The following is a 12,934-nucleotide window of genomic DNA, read 5'->3' as shown; positions in this document are numbered from 1 at the left end:
ATTTTACATTCTAGGTTTTGTTTTTGCAAGCAGTTTTACGAATTTATTAATGTGTTTTTCTATCTACCGGTATTGTCGGGTTCGTTTTTCTTTAAAGCAAAAAATCCTTGGTTTTGCCCGTCCCCGTATGGTGGGGGAGCTACTTCCAAGGATTGATATCAGTTTCAGAGGTTTCCCTCTTAAAATAATTGTAACAATCCTTGACGAGTTGTCAATTCTTTATTCCAATAAATCGAAATAAATTGGAATAAGATAGCCTCATAATTATCGCGAGTTCTTACCCTGAGAACGAAGGTAGGGCCTAGTTATCTTCCTAATCCAGGCTATTGTTCGATCAACTTTTCAAAGTCATTGCCGAACATGGACCTTAGATAGACATTGGCCGAAGGATCGTTCAGTTGGAAACCAACGACAACTTCAACCGGCGTGTTAGGCTTTACTTGAGTTTCGCCCATTTTGACCGCTTCGGGCTTATAATCATCAGGGAATAAGCCATTCGCCCCATTTAGTAAGTCGACAGTAGCATCCGTTTCTTGCTCGCCCTTAATGGCAGTAGCAAAGTTTAACCAAGGGTTTTGCGGCTGGTCTGTTTTATTTACGTAGTCCATGGTAATGGCCAAGATTTTCTTTCCATATTTTCCATCAAGGAATTCGAAGTTTTTCATGTCGAAAGAAGCAAAATTCGTCTCATAGTTGACAACCTCTTCAAAATCGACGGTTTTGGAAATAATTTTGTCTTGCTTAACCACAAGGAACGGCGTTTCAGAATCGTCTTCGAAATAAAAATACAGCGTAAAGTTGGGAGAAACATTTTCTTTTAATAGCTTTGCCTCATTAAACGCAGCATCTAAAAACTTGGTAGTGAAAGTGGGGTGAGCTCCGTCGATGTTAAACACGGTATGATTGATTGCCATCTTTTCTATATCGTAAGTAGCAGAAATGGAACTATTTTCATTGTAGCCTTCGTAAAATTCTTGAAGTTTTTTTTCATCAATCTTCTCGTGAGCTGCAGCTGATTTGGCGGGCGCATTCGAAGCAGCATCGTTCTTTGCTACTTCTTGGTTTGAACATGCGGTGATCAAGGTGATTGATAAGAGTAACGGGAGCAATATTTTTTTCATGGGATCCTCCTTATGTAATCGAACATACGAGTCTACGTCTATTTAACGGCGAAGGCGGCTTAACATAGTAAAGGCGAACGTCTTGCTGCGTTGGCGTGTGGTAAAGGCAAGGGGTTTATCGTTGTTGTACTTGTGTTGTGGTTGATTCCGATGTGATCGATTGAATTATTGAAGTGAAGCCTTGGTTGATTTGGGTGAGCCCTACGAGGAAAGCAATGACTAATCCTATAATCGCAACGAGGTTAGCAATGTTAAAGTGACGATTTTGTTTTTCTATATCTTGTACCTTCTCTTGTGTCTGATATAGAATCGTCTTCATTTCAGCGACTGATTGATTAAACCTCTCTTCAGATTGCCGTTGAGATTCCGCTATGCGCGATTCCATTTGTTGTAATCTTTCTTCGGCACGCATATCACGTTCGCGCATCTCATTTCTAAACTCTCTATTATCCAGTTCCATTTTTTCAATGTATTTTTCCAGTGATCTATTGTCCATATCATCTCTCCCTTCGCTATCATTCCATCCATTATCTATAGTATACCTAGAATTGACGGTCTTTTCAGTAAAGAAAGGAGATGCGTTGTTTGAGGAGTTTTGTATTATATGAAAATCTATAACTTTAGCTTCATTCGGCATATCAGTCCTCAAATCTGTTACGAATGGCTTCAAACGAATTGATTACAGCATCGAGGTTATGTCTGTTGAGCAGCAAAGAAAGTTCTTCGCCGTCGTTTCTTTTTAAGAGAACATTGACATGGTCTGTATCATCCAATTGATTTTCAATGTATCGGATAGAAGCCAGGCTAAAGGGATTAATGTTACCTGAATTGAGGAACATGGGATTCGAAAAGAATGATTCGTTGAATAAACAAAAATTTGTAAACTCTCTTTCAAAGGCCTCCAATAATTCTATGTCATATTGCTTTGTCAGATCGGAGAATAACTCATCATCTTCGGCTGTTGTTTCTCCGTACTTCATGGAATTATAAGCGTGATGCCTGTTCCATATTATGGTATCTCCATTTTCATGGATGGGATTGCCTAAGAATAGAAGGTCTGAAATATGGAACCCGAGAAATTGAACGGTAAAATCCGTAATTTCTGAATAGTAAAACGGCAAGTTCGGCTTATCTCTATAATGAGCGAAAAATGCGTTACCGGTTTTAAAGATCGTTCGATCTTTTGTGAATTTTAGGAAGGTTTCATAGTAGATGGAATAAAGTTGACCATGTGACCCTGCAGTCATGAGGGAGGCTCCTTTCCGATAATAAGAGAGAATAATAAAACCTATGTTCGACACAAAGTGATTTTTAAAAGGGCTAGTGCCCTTTTTTATTCTTCTTTAAAGTCTGATAAATCGCCACCTAGAGTAGCGGCAGCGATGATTCTGTCAAGTTTCCGAACGTCGGCTTTGGTGCCAAGTTTTATTTTTATACGACCGGCTTTTGTCCAGAGTTCAATCTCCGAATTCCAATCTAGCGTACCTGCGTTTTCGGAAGAATACATAATGATGGAACTGTAGGGGAGAGAGTAAATTTCAACCTTTTTCCCGGTCAATCCTTGTGCATCTCTTACGATAAGTCTCTTGTTTGTAAAAATTGCACAATCACGAATCGTTGAATAGGCACAAACAGCTGTTTCACCCGGTATTAAGAGCTCACGTATGTCAGCAGGGACGGTACACTCAGAACTGAAAGTCCAGGCTAAAGGTGCAAGATCTTGTGGCATAAATTCCTCCTATCACATATGTAGTAAAAATTACTTATTTTTTTCTTCGTTTTCTTTCGCGTTGACGCTATCGATGAAGATGTTGGCGATTTCGATCATTTTCGCTTTCGCTTCCGGAGTGAGTTCGCGGTTGGCCCGGCGTAAGATTTGCACGCCTTCCGGAAAGCCTTCGAGGAGAGGGTCGCGATTAGAACTAACTTCAGATTTACCGGCTAGGTAATCGATGGAAGTGTCAAAAATGGTTGCTAACTTGGCCAATGTATTAATGTCTGGTGTGCTGTATCCAGTCTCATAATTTGAGATAGTTGACAATCTAACCGACATTTTCTCAGCAAGTTCCTTTTGGGTCATGTTGTTGTCCTGTCGAAGTTTTTTAATGCGTGCCCCAATAGTATTCATAATCTCCTCCTACAAATAAATTGTATTCGATTGACGGATGAATTTCAAACATTCTGTAAGAAATACAAGAATATTGTAAAAATGCCTTGACAGTACAAGTAACATGTAATACCATAAATACAAGATAGTTGTAATTCGAAGGCGCTTGGAGGTGAATTATGGAAGTTAAATTACAAAATCGGTTAAAGAACCTTCGAGTAGAAAAAGGATACACTCAGCAATTCATGGCCGATTATCTTGGATATAGCGGAGTTTCAGGCTATTCAGAACTCGAGAGAAATGGAAATAATATTGACCTAAAGAAGGCGATAAAGCTTTCAAAGCTATTTGATGTTGAAATCAATGAAATTTTTTTGCCTGAAGAGTACAAATAACTTGTATAGCGCCTTTCCGTTCTACCTATATACTACGTCAATCACGTCGCTTCCTCTATAGCACGTGGTTGCAGGGAAGGCCGGATGTACGGAATGGAGTTGCAAGGAAGGAGGAGTGAGTGATGAATTTATCAATTACAGATACGAGCGAGGTTTTCAGTATAAAAATAGACGACAAAGAAATTGAAAATGTTTCAAGTTATTCTTTATCGTCTGATTCGGATATTCTCCGTTTACGTTTAGAGCTAACAATACCGAAGTCAAAAGTTTCTATTCAAGTTGACCATTGATCAGGTCTGTCGTTACTTTGACTGCAATCTTGCTAAGTATATCTAAAGATGCCCCGCCAATTTGTTTTGATAGGCTTTTGGTCTTTTCCCAGCTGGTTTTGGGGCGAATATTATCTAAAAACTGATGGCCGTCCCAGGTAATTGACTGAATGATGATTAAGCACCCTCCGCCGATAAAGTGGCTGACTGAACCTTTGAGATAGCCTGCTTCTATTAGTTTTGTAGCGGTGTAAAGGGTGTCGGGGTCGGTATCTCCGGTTTGTAGATGGATGGCTTTGTCGAAATCAAGATTCTCCTCTAAATGGAGAAGTAGGTTTCTAACGTTATCGGGATTTAGTTTCACGTTAACATCTCCTTTCGAGGTGATTATAGCAAATAAAGGAGGTGAGTGATGGGTGGTTGTCACAAGCGTACGCAGGAAAACCCGTTTTACAGGGCGCGTATGGATGCGGCGGCGTACAACGATGCCTTAAAAAGTCGTGAAGGTGCGGCTGAGGCGCTGGGGGTACATCCGTCGACGATTGCAAATTATGAGCTGGGGACACGATGCCATCCGCAGCCGGATTTGGTGCTTATGATGGCGGATTTGTATCGTGCGCCGGAGCTTTTAAATTTCTTCTGTTCGAATGAATGCCCAATCGGCCTTGAAACGGTGGCGGAGCTTTCCCTGAATGGGATTGATCGCATCGCGATTCAGACGCTTTCGAGCTTGAAGGATGTGGAGTCGGTAAAGGATTCCTTGATCGAGATCGTGGCCGACGGTGTCGTCAGTGCAGATGAGGAAGAGGCGTTGGAACAAATTTTGGAGCATTTGGAGGCCATTGCTAAGGCGGCCAAGGAGCTTCGGCTATGGATAGAAAAGAATGTTTAGAGAGGGGGCTTGTATGAGTCGACGGCCTGAAATTATTGATGCGAAGACGATTATGGCTGACTACCATTTGAAGAAGCATGATGCTTATCGCATTTTACACAATGCGGATTGCCCAGTGTTGACGGGTGGAAGCGGTGGCAAGTTTTTGGTTGAGCGCAGTGCGTTTGAGGCGTATTTGTTTCGCGGAAGGGAGCGTGTGAAGGAATGAAACGAAGAGCGTGTGTGATGTATAACGACGCGAAGTATATACGGCGCAGGACCATGGCGTTCTTGGCCATTATCGGCTTGGTGGCGCTGGTGAGCTTTATGTTGGCCGTTGCTTGTGATGAGTTGGCGGAAAGTGCCTGTGTGACGCAGCTTAACAATAAAGCGGCGTGGGCGGTGGCTTACAGTAAGGAACGCGGCCAGTACCCCTATTAGGAGGAAGCATGAATAGTCAATGGAAGTCGCTGGCGGACATTCGCCCGAAGGTGATCGCGCTGCTTAAGCACCACGGACCTACCGAGGTTGTGGCCGATGTGGTCGGCATCGCCGATGAAACGGTGCAGCTTATTTACTCGCGGAAAAGGGAGTATGTAATCGGTCCAGTGGCAGAAAAGATTGAAGCAGCATTTGATGCTTTGCCCAAGTGGCGTCAACAGCAACCTGTCGCGGCACGGTGTAGTCAACGGCAGCCCATCGTGGCACGATGCAGCGAAGACATGAGGCCTTTAATTGCAGGTGAAGACACGGGCATGTATTGGGATGCGCCGAAGCCGAAAAATATAGGCGGAACGCTGCGGGCGTTGGAAATAGGAAAGTGGTATTTCGTGACCTACAACAAAATGAATGGAACTAGACATAACAAGAACTTCGTTTCCGGGAAGGTCATCGGTGAATACACCCATTATTATTTGTTTGAGGATGAGCGCGGGTTGAGGTCTTCGGTGCTAAAGAATGATTTGTGCCGAGAGACGACGCGCGTAAATGAAAAAATCTCGCCGGACAGGTGTCCAAGCGAGATCATTCAATAACCACCATTAGTATAACACAAAGGAGATCAAAATGTATTACGAAGACGTTGAACCCTCGACAATCGGGGAAATGTTGGAAGGAAAATTGGAGGAATTAAATCGATGCGAAATCAATATTCGCATCGGTGAGGCGGCGAAAGAAAAGAAGCCGGTGCTTTTAGTCGAGATTAACAACTTGTGCCGGCAGTTGATGGAAGAGGAGGGCGTGAAATGAGGCTTTACGATATTACTGAGATTTATGAGAATCTCGAGAACATCGACGACGAGGTGGCCGTTGCGGCAGCCATGGATGGTGTGGAAGCAGCCCTTGAAGAAAAGTTGGAATCCACGGCGAAGGTGATTCGCAATCTGGAAGCGGAAGCGGAGGCACTTGAAGCAGAGGAAAAGCGGCTGAGAGCCCGGAAGACGGCGGTAAAAAATCGCATCGCGGATATTAAGGGCTATGTGCAACAGAATCTGGAAGCCATGGGCAAGGACAAGGTCACTTCGGGGATCTTTAAGTGGAGCATTCAGGCGAACGCGCCGAGCGTCAACATTCTCAATGAAGATCTTATCCCCGATGCTTACTGGAAGATCGAACGCAAGCCCATGAAGACGGAGATCAAGAAGGCCATTGAGGCCGGGGAGCTGACGGAAGGCGTAGAGCTGGTACGCACGAAGTCGCTGCGGCTTAGATAGGAGGCAAACATGGATTTGAAGTTAGACCGGAAGATTAAAATCGCCGCTTTGCAGACATTTTTTGAAGAGGACACGGATTTAAGCAAGCTTTTCACGCGTCGATTGGCGGCTTATGTCTACGACAATTGGGAGCTCTTGGACCGGGTCATCGCCGGGAAAGTGGAAAATTTAAGTGAGGAGGTTCGTTATGTCGAATGTGAATGAAATGCAAGTGCAAGAGGTAAATGCCCTGTCTTTGATTGAATCGACGAATTTGCAGTCGATCCAAGGCAGTATTCAAAAGATCAAGCAGTTTCAGACGTTGGTGCAAAGTCAATTTACACAAAATCACGATTTCGGCGTGATCCCCGGCACGGGGAAGCCGACGCTTCTTAAGCCTGGCGCGGAAAAGCTGATTATGCTCTTGGGCCTGACCAGTGAATTTGAAATTCTGGATTCGACACGGGATTTCGATACGGGTTTCTTCCAGTATCAGGTGGCATGCCGGTTGAAAAAGAACGGCGAGGTCATGACGGAAGGCTTCGGCAGCTGCAACACGCGCGAACGAAAATACATTAAGCAGGATCCTTATACCATGGACAACACGGTGCTGAAGATGGCCAAGAAGCGTGCCATGGTGGATGCAGCATTATTGGTAGGCTCTCTGAGCGACGTCTTTACACAAGACATTGAGGATATGGATTTATCCGGGAATCAGTACACGAATCAACAAAAGGTCTATACAGACCGCGACGGCACGATTTCCCAAGCGCAGGCGAAGCGGCTCTATGCTATTGCCAAGGGCGATGCTGAGTTGTGTAAGTCGGTGATGAGTAAGTACGGCTATGGCCACAGTGACGAGATCAAGAAGACGGATTACGAAAAGATTTGTCAGGAAGTAGAGGCAGAAGCAGCCAATAAATAATCGGTGAGGGGCATAGGCCCCTTGCCATGCCTTTTGTACGCATATCTAGCGCCGAATCGGTTCTTGGTATGCCTACAGTGATGGAGGTAGTATGGCAACAACACAATATTTCCCGCATTATTCCAATGCCAGGAACGACGAAAAGATCCTTGCATTGCGCATGAAGCATGGGATGGAGGGCTACGGCGTTTTCTTTGCTATCCTCGAGCGACTCCTAGATAGTACAGACTACATGCTTTCCACAAATTACAATTTAATTGCTTTTGACTTCCGGGTGAGCAATGAGTTTATAAAATCGATCGTCGAAGATTTCGGTTTGTTTGAGTTTACGGAAGATCACGAATCTTTTTATTCGGTCCGCTTTTTGGAACACATGGACTATAAGGATGACGTCTCCAAAAAGCGTGCTGAAGCCGGCAGAAAAGGCGGGCTTAGTAAGGCGAAGAAGCAATTGTCTAGCAAATGCTTAGCAAATGCTAAGCAAAGCTCTAGCATTAAACGAAACGAAACAAAACAAAACGAAACGAGACGAAACGAAACGAAACCAAACCCCGCGGCGGTTTCTTTTTTCGAGACCGCGTGGCAGGCTTATCCCAACAAAAAAGGCAAGAGTGCCGTAACGAAGAAGGCCAAGGCGGCGATTCAAGACCTCGGAGAAGATGCTATTTTGCGCGCAGTGGAGAACTACAAGCAAGATGTGCTGAATCAACGCGCCAATGGGTTTACGTCTCTTGCGTTTATGAACGGGTCGACGTTTTTTAACGGGCGTTATGAAGATTTTTTAGATGCGAGCAGCATCACGCCGTTGAATGGGCCTCGGCCGGCATCGGGGACGGAGCGCACAAGGCAGGTACTGGAGGAGATGATGCAGGATGAACGAGAATAAAATACCGCAGGCCTATGCGAATTTGTTTATGGGCATCAAAGAGAGCTACCCGAAGTCCGGCCTTTTTGAAAATCGATTGGCCATTGAATTCTGGTTCAAGATGCTCGGAGACATTCCCATTGATGTTCTCACAAAGGCTGTGGCAAAGCACATCGCGACCAACAAGTTTGCGCCGACCATTGCAGAGATTCGGGAACTCGCCACTGAAGAGGATGTGGCGATTCGTGATTTCTCGTATGGTTACGGGCTGGTGCAGCGGGCAATATCACGTTTTGGAGGCTATCGGGAAGCAGAGGCCATTGCTTGGATTGAAGAGCGAGACCCGATCGCCGGGAAGGTGATTCGCCGCTTAGGCTTTCAAAGCTTTTGTTTGAGCGAAGATCCGATGGCGGACCGGGCGAATTTTCGCATGGCCTATCAGAACACAAGCGCCATTGAACGTAGGGAGGCACAATTGCCAGAGAATCTGCGAAGCCATGGGAAGGAACTGGAAAGTAAAAAAATGAAAATCGAAAATATGCTCGAGGAAGTGGCAAAACAAAGTCCATGGAGGTAGGGATGGTTCAAGTTCTGATGATCCCTTACCGCAGCTTTAAGGAGCGGGTGAGGCTGGTAAAGGCGCTTGTCAGCAAAGGCTATTATGTGGAGGTTGAAGGCGGCTATTTGTATTGCATTCGGCATGTGGAAGGGAGCGTGTTTTGAGAGGCAAGGAAGGGAAGATTCAGCGAGAGATTGCCGATGCCATTAACGGCACCGGGCTGGGCCGCTGTTGGGTGGCGACCAGCGGGCTTTTAAAAAGTCCGGACGGGAAGCGTTTCGTGCGGGCGCTGCCGGAGGGTTTTCCGGATCTCTTCGGCTACCGAAAAGCGGATGGCAAGATGTTTTTCATCGAAGTGAAGACGGCATCGGGCAGGGTTTCCCAGCCGCAGATTGATTTTATGCGGTCGGATGTATCGGCGAAGGTGCTATACGGCATCGCGCGGAATGTGGATGATGCTTTTGAAATCTTGGGATATGAGCAAGGGAAGCTGTTGTAGTTAAGGTTTGTTAAGGATTTATGCGGGCTTGGAAGAACGGGGCAGATTATGAACAAAGATGAACTGCGAGAAGTATTGCGAGAGCACGAAAATTGGTTGTGCAGTCACAAAAAAGAAGGCGTCCGCGCGAATCTAAGAAACGCAGATATAAGAGGAGCGAACCTCAAAGGTGCTTTTTTAGAGCTTGCCATTTTTAGCGGTGCAGACTTGAGAGATGCAGACTTATGCGACGCTTGTTTAGTAGAGGCAGATTTGAGCGGCGCAAATTTAAAAGGCGCAGATTTAAGCGGTGCGAATTTAGGCTGGGCAAATTTAAAAGATGCCTGTTTGGCAAATACAAATTTAGCATATGCAAGCATGATAGGCGCAGATTTGAGAGGTGCCGACCTAACTGGTGTAGACTTGTGCGATACAGACTTAACCGACGCAGACTTAACCGGTGCGGACTTGACCAATGCCGACTATGTCGAGGGAAGTTTGGAAGTGGCTAAATTATAAAACACAGGGCTAGATAAACATGTCGGAAATCCCGACAGATTGAAGGGAGTCGAAGATGAACGAATTGATTAAGAAAGTGGAAGCGTGGGGCGAAGAAAAGGGGATCGTGGATCCTTCCAACGCGGACAAGCAGTTCATGAAGTTTATGGAAGAGGTCTTCGAGTTTAAGACCATGCTGGATCTTGAGGAAATCAATTTTGGCGGCGGAGGATACTATATACAATTCGACAACACGAAGATGGAATTCGGCGATGTATTGGTGACTCTGGTCATTCTGGCCAAGCAATTAGGGATCGACTGGGAAGAGTGTTTATCCATGGCCTATGAAAAAATCAAGGACCGCAAGGGCAAGACCATCGACGGCGTTTTCGTAAAAGAGGAGGATTTGGCATGATTCAACGAAACTTAGACGGCGTGTATTTCAGAGTGGAACGCGACGGGAAATGGGTGAACCGCTGCTTTTCCGATCTAACGGAAGACGAGATGCACCAGGTGATGGCCGGGCGGCCTATTGCGTGGGTGCAGTCCCTTTGCGTGATTTTGGGGCAGTCTATACGGGGAATAGGCGATGCCCTCGATTTGTACAACGGGGAGGATGATGAGGAGTGACAGACTTCAATACGCCGGCGCACTATGTTCTGGAAGACGGGTCGGACAGTATGGCGATTCTGGCGAAGCTCCTCGGGGAAGAACAGTACGTCGGCTTTCTTCGTGGCAATGCCTTCAAGTACCTAATTCGCTATGCCCTTAAAGGTGGGCTGGAAGACTTATACAAGGCAGAGGATTATGTCGCGAGACTTGCGGCAAAAGTCGAGGCCGAAGAAAAAGAATCGGGAAGCCATTCCCACGGTATAAACATTCCGGCGCATTGTTACGTTAAGAAAAACGGGGAAGAGTAGTTAAGAGTAGTTTCTAGTAACTTTCTAGTAACCTTCTAGTAGGAGGCGGAAAATGAGGTTAAAGATTGAATTTGATTTAGTGGAAGATGTAGAAAAGCAGGAAAAAGATTTTGGGATAAAACCGGAACTTATATCCAAATATAAAAGCGATAAAGAAAAGTTTTACAAAAAACATATGGAAGATATAAAAGAGGCGATAAAAAAAGAATTTACGTTCGATGAATACGCATGGGTTGAGAACTTAAAAGTTAGAGTGGTGGAAGAATGAATCTAGTCGCACTATACGGGCGCCTTACACGCGACCCGGAATTAAAATACAGCCAAGGCGGCACCGCGAACTGTTTCGCCACGGTTGCCGTGGATCGGGGAATGAGTCGCGAAAAGCGCCAAGAAGCGGAAGCAGCGGGGCGGCCTACCGCCGATTTCATCGGCATCAAGGCCTTTGGGAAGACCGCCGAGCTGTTGGCCAATTACTTTCGTAAGGGCAATAGAGTGGCCTTTGAAGGACGGATACAGACGGGAAGTTACGAGAAGAACGGCGAACGGGTGTATACCACGGATGTCATTATTAACCGCGTCCACTTTATCGAGACCGCAGCAGAAAACGGCGGCAGCAATGGCAGCAGCAATGGCGGACAAACGTTCGGCCCGCAGGGCGGAAGCAATGGCGGTGACGTGGGATATTATCCGATAGACAACGCGGACGTGCCTTTTTAGGGGGAGAAAATGAGAATTGAAATTCATTTAAGCGACAGCGAAGTCGTGAAAACAAGGATCGAAACCCAAAAACACAAAAGCGAAGAAAGGATAATGATGAACGTATCAGGGACCTTGATGGAACAAATCGAGGATACCGGATTCGTGTGCATCCCCGAAAGCGGCGGCTATCGCGTAATAAATGGCGACGAAATCAAAGAAATAAGAATCATTGGCGATGAAAAAGAAATGAGCATCATTGCCGATGAAGAATAAAAATAAAACGCCGACCTATAACCTCACCTGGGCGCAGATCGAGCAGATCAAGAAAGACGCAAAAGCCGAGGCAGCGGCCGAAACGGTGGGGCGTGCCCTGGAAGAGGAGATCGGCCTGGAATTTACGTGGAGGGAAAAATGAACACAGCAGAAAAACAAGTATTATATATAGCAGCGTTTAGATACGCGCTGGGGCGAAGCACGTATATCGTGGATATTATCGCGCGGATTCTAAAAGATAACAGCGACGAATTGACGGAAAAGAGCAAAGACCTAATTATAAAAGAGATCGCCGAGTGCAAAAATCTGGGGATGGATTGCGACGCGAAAGCATGGCGCGGTCTTTCCGAGCATTTATCGGACCGGTGAAAAAATATGGTGGCGACGGCAGAAAGCAAACACAACATCTTTTTCGACTTTTTACGTTTAGTGGGCGAGAGCCCAAGCAAGCCGTCGCGGAGCGCTACGCGGCACAATGAGCGCGGGGTGGGACCTTGCCGCGATACATAACATAAGGCGCAGGGAAAAGGCGCAAGCATAAGGGGGCAGCATGGACAAAGAAACGCTGGAAAACTACAGATACATTAAGAAAGAGATTCGACAGTTGGAACGACGCATTAGCCGGCTCCATGCCCCTTTATCTGATCGGGTGACGGCATCGAACGCGGAGTTTCCATATCAGCCGATACATGTGCGGATTGAAGGCGTAGACATAAAGAAGCAAGCCCTCGAAGAGATTCTGCGGAAGCGCCTTGCAGCTTGCCTAGATGAGACGATTCGCATCGAAGATTTCATTTCGTCGATCGAGGACAGCAGGACGAGGATGGTCTTTCAAAGGCGTTATGTCGACGGGTGGAGCTGGCAGAAGATATCGCGCAGCATGGGAAGCATGGATGAAAGCCATGCCAGAAAAATACAAAATAGATTTCTCAAAAACCATTGACACGTATTGAAAACACGTATATACTAATAATGTCCCAATCGCCCATATTCTTATCTTAAAAAATCTTTCTGCAGAAAGGATGGAATATGCCAAGAAAAAAATACAAAGAAGTTGTTGAGAAACTACTCGCAAATGGTTGGGAACATGTAAGGACTAACGGTTCACATGAAATTTACCGAAATAAAAAAACCGGTGTAAGTGTACCTATAAAATGCACCTCTAAGGAGATTCCGGCCGGTACTGTGAGTAGCATTCAACGGATAACAGGGCTCAAGTTTTAACCCTGTTATCCAAACACCTTCTTATGTGACAATATTAAA

General features: G+C 45.6%; 30 protein-coding genes. 24 read left to right on the top strand and 6 right to left on the bottom strand.

All coding sequences use genetic code 11. From position 1 onward, the window contains the following. Nucleotides 1–323 precede the first annotated feature (323 nt). The 5 genes from KO087_RS03285 to KO087_RS03265 form a co-directional block, all read right to left on the bottom strand. Entirely contained in the window at nucleotides 324–1,121 is a 798-nt protein-coding gene (locus KO087_RS03285) for a DUF5067 domain-containing protein (RefSeq protein ID WP_215507685.1), read from the bottom strand. Between the two features lie 115 nt (nucleotides 1,122–1,236). Then, nucleotides 1,237–1,791 (bottom strand): hypothetical protein, encoded by a 555-nt coding sequence (locus tag KO087_RS03280; RefSeq protein WP_215507683.1) that lies wholly within the window; start codon nucleotides 1,789–1,791, stop codon nucleotides 1,237–1,239. Further along, nucleotides 1,760–2,368: a hypothetical protein gene (locus tag KO087_RS03275; protein ID WP_215507682.1), complete on the bottom strand. Its 609-nt coding sequence runs from the start codon at nucleotides 2,366–2,368 to the stop codon at nucleotides 1,760–1,762. The genes KO087_RS03280 and KO087_RS03275 overlap by 32 nt, the downstream gene beginning before the upstream one ends. Before the next feature lie 86 nt (nucleotides 2,369–2,454). Continuing rightward, the gene (locus tag KO087_RS03270) at nucleotides 2,455–2,850 is read right to left on the bottom strand and encodes a PH domain-containing protein (protein WP_215507680.1); all 396 of its coding nucleotides are present in this window, start codon (nucleotides 2,848–2,850) and stop codon (nucleotides 2,455–2,457) included. Nucleotides 2,851–2,880: 30 nt separating this feature from the next. Next, nucleotides 2,881–3,249: a helix-turn-helix domain-containing protein gene (locus KO087_RS03265; protein ID WP_215507678.1), complete on the bottom strand. Its 369-nt coding sequence runs from the start codon at nucleotides 3,247–3,249 to the stop codon at nucleotides 2,881–2,883. 158 nt (nucleotides 3,250–3,407) lie between these two features. Between KO087_RS03265 and KO087_RS03260 the strand changes: the two genes are divergently transcribed. Next, nucleotides 3,408–3,623, top strand: coding sequence for a helix-turn-helix transcriptional regulator (locus KO087_RS03260; RefSeq protein WP_215507676.1), 216 nt, complete (start codon nucleotides 3,408–3,410; stop codon nucleotides 3,621–3,623). Nucleotides 3,624–3,893: 270 nt separating this feature from the next. On the opposite strand, the gene KO087_RS03255 is transcribed toward KO087_RS03260, so the two are convergent. Continuing rightward, a complete protein-coding gene (locus KO087_RS03255; RefSeq protein WP_215507674.1) occupies nucleotides 3,894–4,256 on the bottom strand; it encodes a DUF2513 domain-containing protein in 363 nt (120 codons plus the stop codon). 48 nt (nucleotides 4,257–4,304) lie between these two features. Here KO087_RS03255 and KO087_RS03250 point away from each other — a divergent pair, with 48 nt between their 5' ends. The 23 genes from KO087_RS03250 (at nucleotide 4,305) to KO087_RS09620 (ending at nucleotide 12,895) form a co-directional block, all read left to right on the top strand. Beyond that, complete coding sequence (locus KO087_RS03250; RefSeq protein WP_215507672.1) at nucleotides 4,305–4,784, top strand: helix-turn-helix domain-containing protein; 480 nt, start codon at nucleotides 4,305–4,307, stop codon at nucleotides 4,782–4,784. 13 nt (nucleotides 4,785–4,797) lie between these two features. After that, entirely contained in the window at nucleotides 4,798–4,992 is a 195-nt protein-coding gene (locus KO087_RS03245; RefSeq protein ID WP_068457848.1) for a hypothetical protein, read from the top strand. Beyond that, nucleotides 4,989–5,204 carry a hypothetical protein gene (locus KO087_RS03240; RefSeq protein ID WP_215507670.1) on the top strand — a complete coding sequence of 72 codons (216 nt, stop codon included), beginning with the start codon at nucleotides 4,989–4,991 and terminating at the stop codon, nucleotides 5,202–5,204. Before KO087_RS03245 ends, KO087_RS03240 begins: the two co-directional genes overlap by 4 nt. Nucleotides 5,205–5,212: 8 nt before the next feature. Next, nucleotides 5,213–5,797, top strand: coding sequence for a hypothetical protein (locus KO087_RS03235; RefSeq protein ID WP_215507668.1), 585 nt, complete (start codon nucleotides 5,213–5,215; stop codon nucleotides 5,795–5,797). Nucleotides 5,798–5,828: 31 nt separating this feature from the next. After that, nucleotides 5,829–6,011: a hypothetical protein gene (locus tag KO087_RS03230; RefSeq protein WP_215507666.1), complete on the top strand. Its 183-nt coding sequence runs from the start codon at nucleotides 5,829–5,831 to the stop codon at nucleotides 6,009–6,011. Further along, nucleotides 6,008–6,475, top strand: coding sequence for a siphovirus Gp157 family protein (locus KO087_RS03225; protein ID WP_215507664.1), 468 nt, complete (start codon nucleotides 6,008–6,010; stop codon nucleotides 6,473–6,475). Before KO087_RS03230 ends, KO087_RS03225 begins: the two co-directional genes overlap by 4 nt. A 9-nt stretch (nucleotides 6,476–6,484) precedes the next feature. Further along, complete coding sequence (locus KO087_RS03220; RefSeq protein WP_215507662.1) at nucleotides 6,485–6,679, top strand: hypothetical protein; 195 nt, start codon at nucleotides 6,485–6,487, stop codon at nucleotides 6,677–6,679. Further along, nucleotides 6,663–7,379: a hypothetical protein gene (locus KO087_RS03215; RefSeq protein WP_215507660.1), complete on the top strand. Its 717-nt coding sequence runs from the start codon at nucleotides 6,663–6,665 to the stop codon at nucleotides 7,377–7,379. Before KO087_RS03220 ends, KO087_RS03215 begins: the two co-directional genes overlap by 17 nt. 91 nt (nucleotides 7,380–7,470) lie before the next feature. Next, nucleotides 7,471–8,265, top strand: coding sequence for a DUF4373 domain-containing protein (locus KO087_RS03210; RefSeq protein ID WP_215507658.1), 795 nt, complete (start codon nucleotides 7,471–7,473; stop codon nucleotides 8,263–8,265). Then, on the top strand, nucleotides 8,252–8,821 hold the full coding sequence (locus KO087_RS03205) for a replicative helicase loader/inhibitor (protein WP_215507656.1): 570 nt from the start codon (nucleotides 8,252–8,254) through the stop codon (nucleotides 8,819–8,821). The genes KO087_RS03210 and KO087_RS03205 overlap by 14 nt, the downstream gene beginning before the upstream one ends. A gap of 2 nt (nucleotides 8,822–8,823) precedes the next feature. After that, complete coding sequence (locus tag KO087_RS03200; RefSeq protein ID WP_215507654.1) at nucleotides 8,824–8,967, top strand: hypothetical protein; 144 nt, start codon at nucleotides 8,824–8,826, stop codon at nucleotides 8,965–8,967. Next, nucleotides 8,964–9,302, top strand: a complete 339-nt coding sequence (locus KO087_RS03195; protein ID WP_215507652.1) for a VRR-NUC domain-containing protein — start codon at nucleotides 8,964–8,966, stop codon at nucleotides 9,300–9,302. The genes KO087_RS03200 and KO087_RS03195 overlap by 4 nt, the downstream gene beginning before the upstream one ends. 48 nt (nucleotides 9,303–9,350) lie before the next feature. Then, nucleotides 9,351–9,800, top strand: coding sequence for a pentapeptide repeat-containing protein (locus KO087_RS03190; RefSeq protein WP_215507650.1), 450 nt, complete (start codon nucleotides 9,351–9,353; stop codon nucleotides 9,798–9,800). Nucleotides 9,801–9,855: 55 nt separating this feature from the next. Next, nucleotides 9,856–10,194, top strand: a complete 339-nt coding sequence (locus tag KO087_RS03185) for a MazG-like family protein (protein ID WP_215507648.1) — start codon at nucleotides 9,856–9,858, stop codon at nucleotides 10,192–10,194. After that, nucleotides 10,191–10,409 carry a hypothetical protein gene (locus KO087_RS03180; RefSeq protein WP_215507646.1) on the top strand — a complete coding sequence of 73 codons (219 nt, stop codon included), beginning with the start codon at nucleotides 10,191–10,193 and terminating at the stop codon, nucleotides 10,407–10,409. Before KO087_RS03185 ends, KO087_RS03180 begins: the two co-directional genes overlap by 4 nt. Further along, nucleotides 10,406–10,699 carry a DUF3310 domain-containing protein gene (locus KO087_RS03175; RefSeq protein ID WP_215507644.1) on the top strand — a complete coding sequence of 98 codons (294 nt, stop codon included), beginning with the start codon at nucleotides 10,406–10,408 and terminating at the stop codon, nucleotides 10,697–10,699. The genes KO087_RS03180 and KO087_RS03175 overlap by 4 nt, the downstream gene beginning before the upstream one ends. Nucleotides 10,700–10,751: 52 nt before the next feature. After that, nucleotides 10,752–10,967, top strand: coding sequence for a hypothetical protein (locus tag KO087_RS03170; protein WP_215507642.1), 216 nt, complete (start codon nucleotides 10,752–10,754; stop codon nucleotides 10,965–10,967). Then, entirely contained in the window at nucleotides 10,964–11,416 is a 453-nt protein-coding gene (locus tag KO087_RS03165) for a single-stranded DNA-binding protein (RefSeq protein ID WP_215507640.1), read from the top strand. Before KO087_RS03170 ends, KO087_RS03165 begins: the two co-directional genes overlap by 4 nt. Nucleotides 11,417–11,425: 9 nt before the next feature. Next, nucleotides 11,426–11,671, top strand: a complete 246-nt coding sequence (locus KO087_RS03160) for a hypothetical protein (protein WP_215507638.1) — start codon at nucleotides 11,426–11,428, stop codon at nucleotides 11,669–11,671. Continuing rightward, entirely contained in the window at nucleotides 11,661–11,813 is a 153-nt protein-coding gene (locus KO087_RS03155) for a hypothetical protein (RefSeq protein WP_215507636.1), read from the top strand. The genes KO087_RS03160 and KO087_RS03155 overlap by 11 nt, the downstream gene beginning before the upstream one ends. Then, a complete protein-coding gene (locus tag KO087_RS03150) occupies nucleotides 11,810–12,040 on the top strand; it encodes a hypothetical protein (RefSeq protein WP_215507634.1) in 231 nt (76 codons plus the stop codon). The genes KO087_RS03155 and KO087_RS03150 overlap by 4 nt, the downstream gene beginning before the upstream one ends. 181 nt (nucleotides 12,041–12,221) lie before the next feature. Next, on the top strand, nucleotides 12,222–12,614 hold the full coding sequence (locus tag KO087_RS03145; protein ID WP_215507632.1) for a hypothetical protein: 393 nt from the start codon (nucleotides 12,222–12,224) through the stop codon (nucleotides 12,612–12,614). A gap of 86 nt (nucleotides 12,615–12,700) precedes the next feature. Further along, nucleotides 12,701–12,895 carry a type II toxin-antitoxin system HicA family toxin gene (locus KO087_RS09620; protein WP_068457876.1) on the top strand — a complete coding sequence of 65 codons (195 nt, stop codon included), beginning with the start codon at nucleotides 12,701–12,703 and terminating at the stop codon, nucleotides 12,893–12,895. Nucleotides 12,896–12,934: the final 39 nt, after the last annotated feature.

Origin of the sequence: Peptoniphilus rachelemmaiella (genome assembly GCF_943169845.1) — a bacterium.
GTDB lineage: Bacteria > Bacillota > Clostridia > Tissierellales > Peptoniphilaceae > Aedoeadaptatus > Aedoeadaptatus rachelemmaiella.
The sequence above is the reverse complement of the archived record's forward strand: the minus strand, read 5'-3'. Positions and strand labels throughout refer to the sequence as shown.

What these genes read in the sequence shown, in the direction of transcription:
- KO087_RS03285 (WP_215507685.1), bottom strand. Translation starts at nt 1,121, where the DNA reads ATGAAAAAAATATTGCTCCCGTTACTCTTATCAATCACCTTGATCACC.
- KO087_RS03275 (WP_215507682.1), bottom strand. Translation starts at nt 2,368, where the DNA reads ATGACTGCAGGGTCACATGGTCAACTTTATTCCATCTACTATGAAACC.
- KO087_RS03270 (WP_215507680.1), bottom strand. Translation starts at nt 2,850, where the DNA reads ATGCCACAAGATCTTGCACCTTTAGCCTGGACTTTCAGTTCTGAGTGT.
- KO087_RS03265 (WP_215507678.1), bottom strand. Translation starts at nt 3,249, where the DNA reads ATGAATACTATTGGGGCACGCATTAAAAAACTTCGACAGGACAACAAC.
- KO087_RS03260 (WP_215507676.1), top strand. Translation starts at nt 3,408, where the DNA reads ATGGAAGTTAAATTACAAAATCGGTTAAAGAACCTTCGAGTAGAAAAA.
- KO087_RS03250 (WP_215507672.1), top strand. Translation starts at nt 4,305, where the DNA reads ATGGGTGGTTGTCACAAGCGTACGCAGGAAAACCCGTTTTACAGGGCG.
- KO087_RS03245 (WP_068457848.1), top strand. Translation starts at nt 4,798, where the DNA reads ATGAGTCGACGGCCTGAAATTATTGATGCGAAGACGATTATGGCTGAC.
- KO087_RS03240 (WP_215507670.1), top strand. Translation starts at nt 4,989, where the DNA reads ATGAAACGAAGAGCGTGTGTGATGTATAACGACGCGAAGTATATACGG.
- KO087_RS03235 (WP_215507668.1), top strand. Translation starts at nt 5,213, where the DNA reads ATGAATAGTCAATGGAAGTCGCTGGCGGACATTCGCCCGAAGGTGATC.
- KO087_RS03230 (WP_215507666.1), top strand. Translation starts at nt 5,829, where the DNA reads ATGTATTACGAAGACGTTGAACCCTCGACAATCGGGGAAATGTTGGAA.
- KO087_RS03225 (WP_215507664.1), top strand. Translation starts at nt 6,008, where the DNA reads ATGAGGCTTTACGATATTACTGAGATTTATGAGAATCTCGAGAACATC.
- KO087_RS03220 (WP_215507662.1), top strand. Translation starts at nt 6,485, where the DNA reads ATGGATTTGAAGTTAGACCGGAAGATTAAAATCGCCGCTTTGCAGACA.
- KO087_RS03215 (WP_215507660.1), top strand. Translation starts at nt 6,663, where the DNA reads ATGTCGAATGTGAATGAAATGCAAGTGCAAGAGGTAAATGCCCTGTCT.
- KO087_RS03210 (WP_215507658.1), top strand. Translation starts at nt 7,471, where the DNA reads ATGGCAACAACACAATATTTCCCGCATTATTCCAATGCCAGGAACGAC.
- KO087_RS03205 (WP_215507656.1), top strand. Translation starts at nt 8,252, where the DNA reads ATGAACGAGAATAAAATACCGCAGGCCTATGCGAATTTGTTTATGGGC.
- KO087_RS03200 (WP_215507654.1), top strand. Translation starts at nt 8,824, where the DNA reads ATGGTTCAAGTTCTGATGATCCCTTACCGCAGCTTTAAGGAGCGGGTG.
- KO087_RS03190 (WP_215507650.1), top strand. Translation starts at nt 9,351, where the DNA reads ATGAACAAAGATGAACTGCGAGAAGTATTGCGAGAGCACGAAAATTGG.
- KO087_RS03185 (WP_215507648.1), top strand. Translation starts at nt 9,856, where the DNA reads ATGAACGAATTGATTAAGAAAGTGGAAGCGTGGGGCGAAGAAAAGGGG.
- KO087_RS03180 (WP_215507646.1), top strand. Translation starts at nt 10,191, where the DNA reads ATGATTCAACGAAACTTAGACGGCGTGTATTTCAGAGTGGAACGCGAC.
- KO087_RS03170 (WP_215507642.1), top strand. Translation starts at nt 10,752, where the DNA reads ATGAGGTTAAAGATTGAATTTGATTTAGTGGAAGATGTAGAAAAGCAG.
- KO087_RS03165 (WP_215507640.1), top strand. Translation starts at nt 10,964, where the DNA reads ATGAATCTAGTCGCACTATACGGGCGCCTTACACGCGACCCGGAATTA.
- KO087_RS03160 (WP_215507638.1), top strand. Translation starts at nt 11,426, where the DNA reads ATGAGAATTGAAATTCATTTAAGCGACAGCGAAGTCGTGAAAACAAGG.
- KO087_RS03155 (WP_215507636.1), top strand. Translation starts at nt 11,661, where the DNA reads ATGAAGAATAAAAATAAAACGCCGACCTATAACCTCACCTGGGCGCAG.
- KO087_RS03150 (WP_215507634.1), top strand. Translation starts at nt 11,810, where the DNA reads ATGAACACAGCAGAAAAACAAGTATTATATATAGCAGCGTTTAGATAC.
- KO087_RS03145 (WP_215507632.1), top strand. Translation starts at nt 12,222, where the DNA reads ATGGACAAAGAAACGCTGGAAAACTACAGATACATTAAGAAAGAGATT.
- KO087_RS09620 (WP_068457876.1), top strand. Translation starts at nt 12,701, where the DNA reads ATGCCAAGAAAAAAATACAAAGAAGTTGTTGAGAAACTACTCGCAAAT.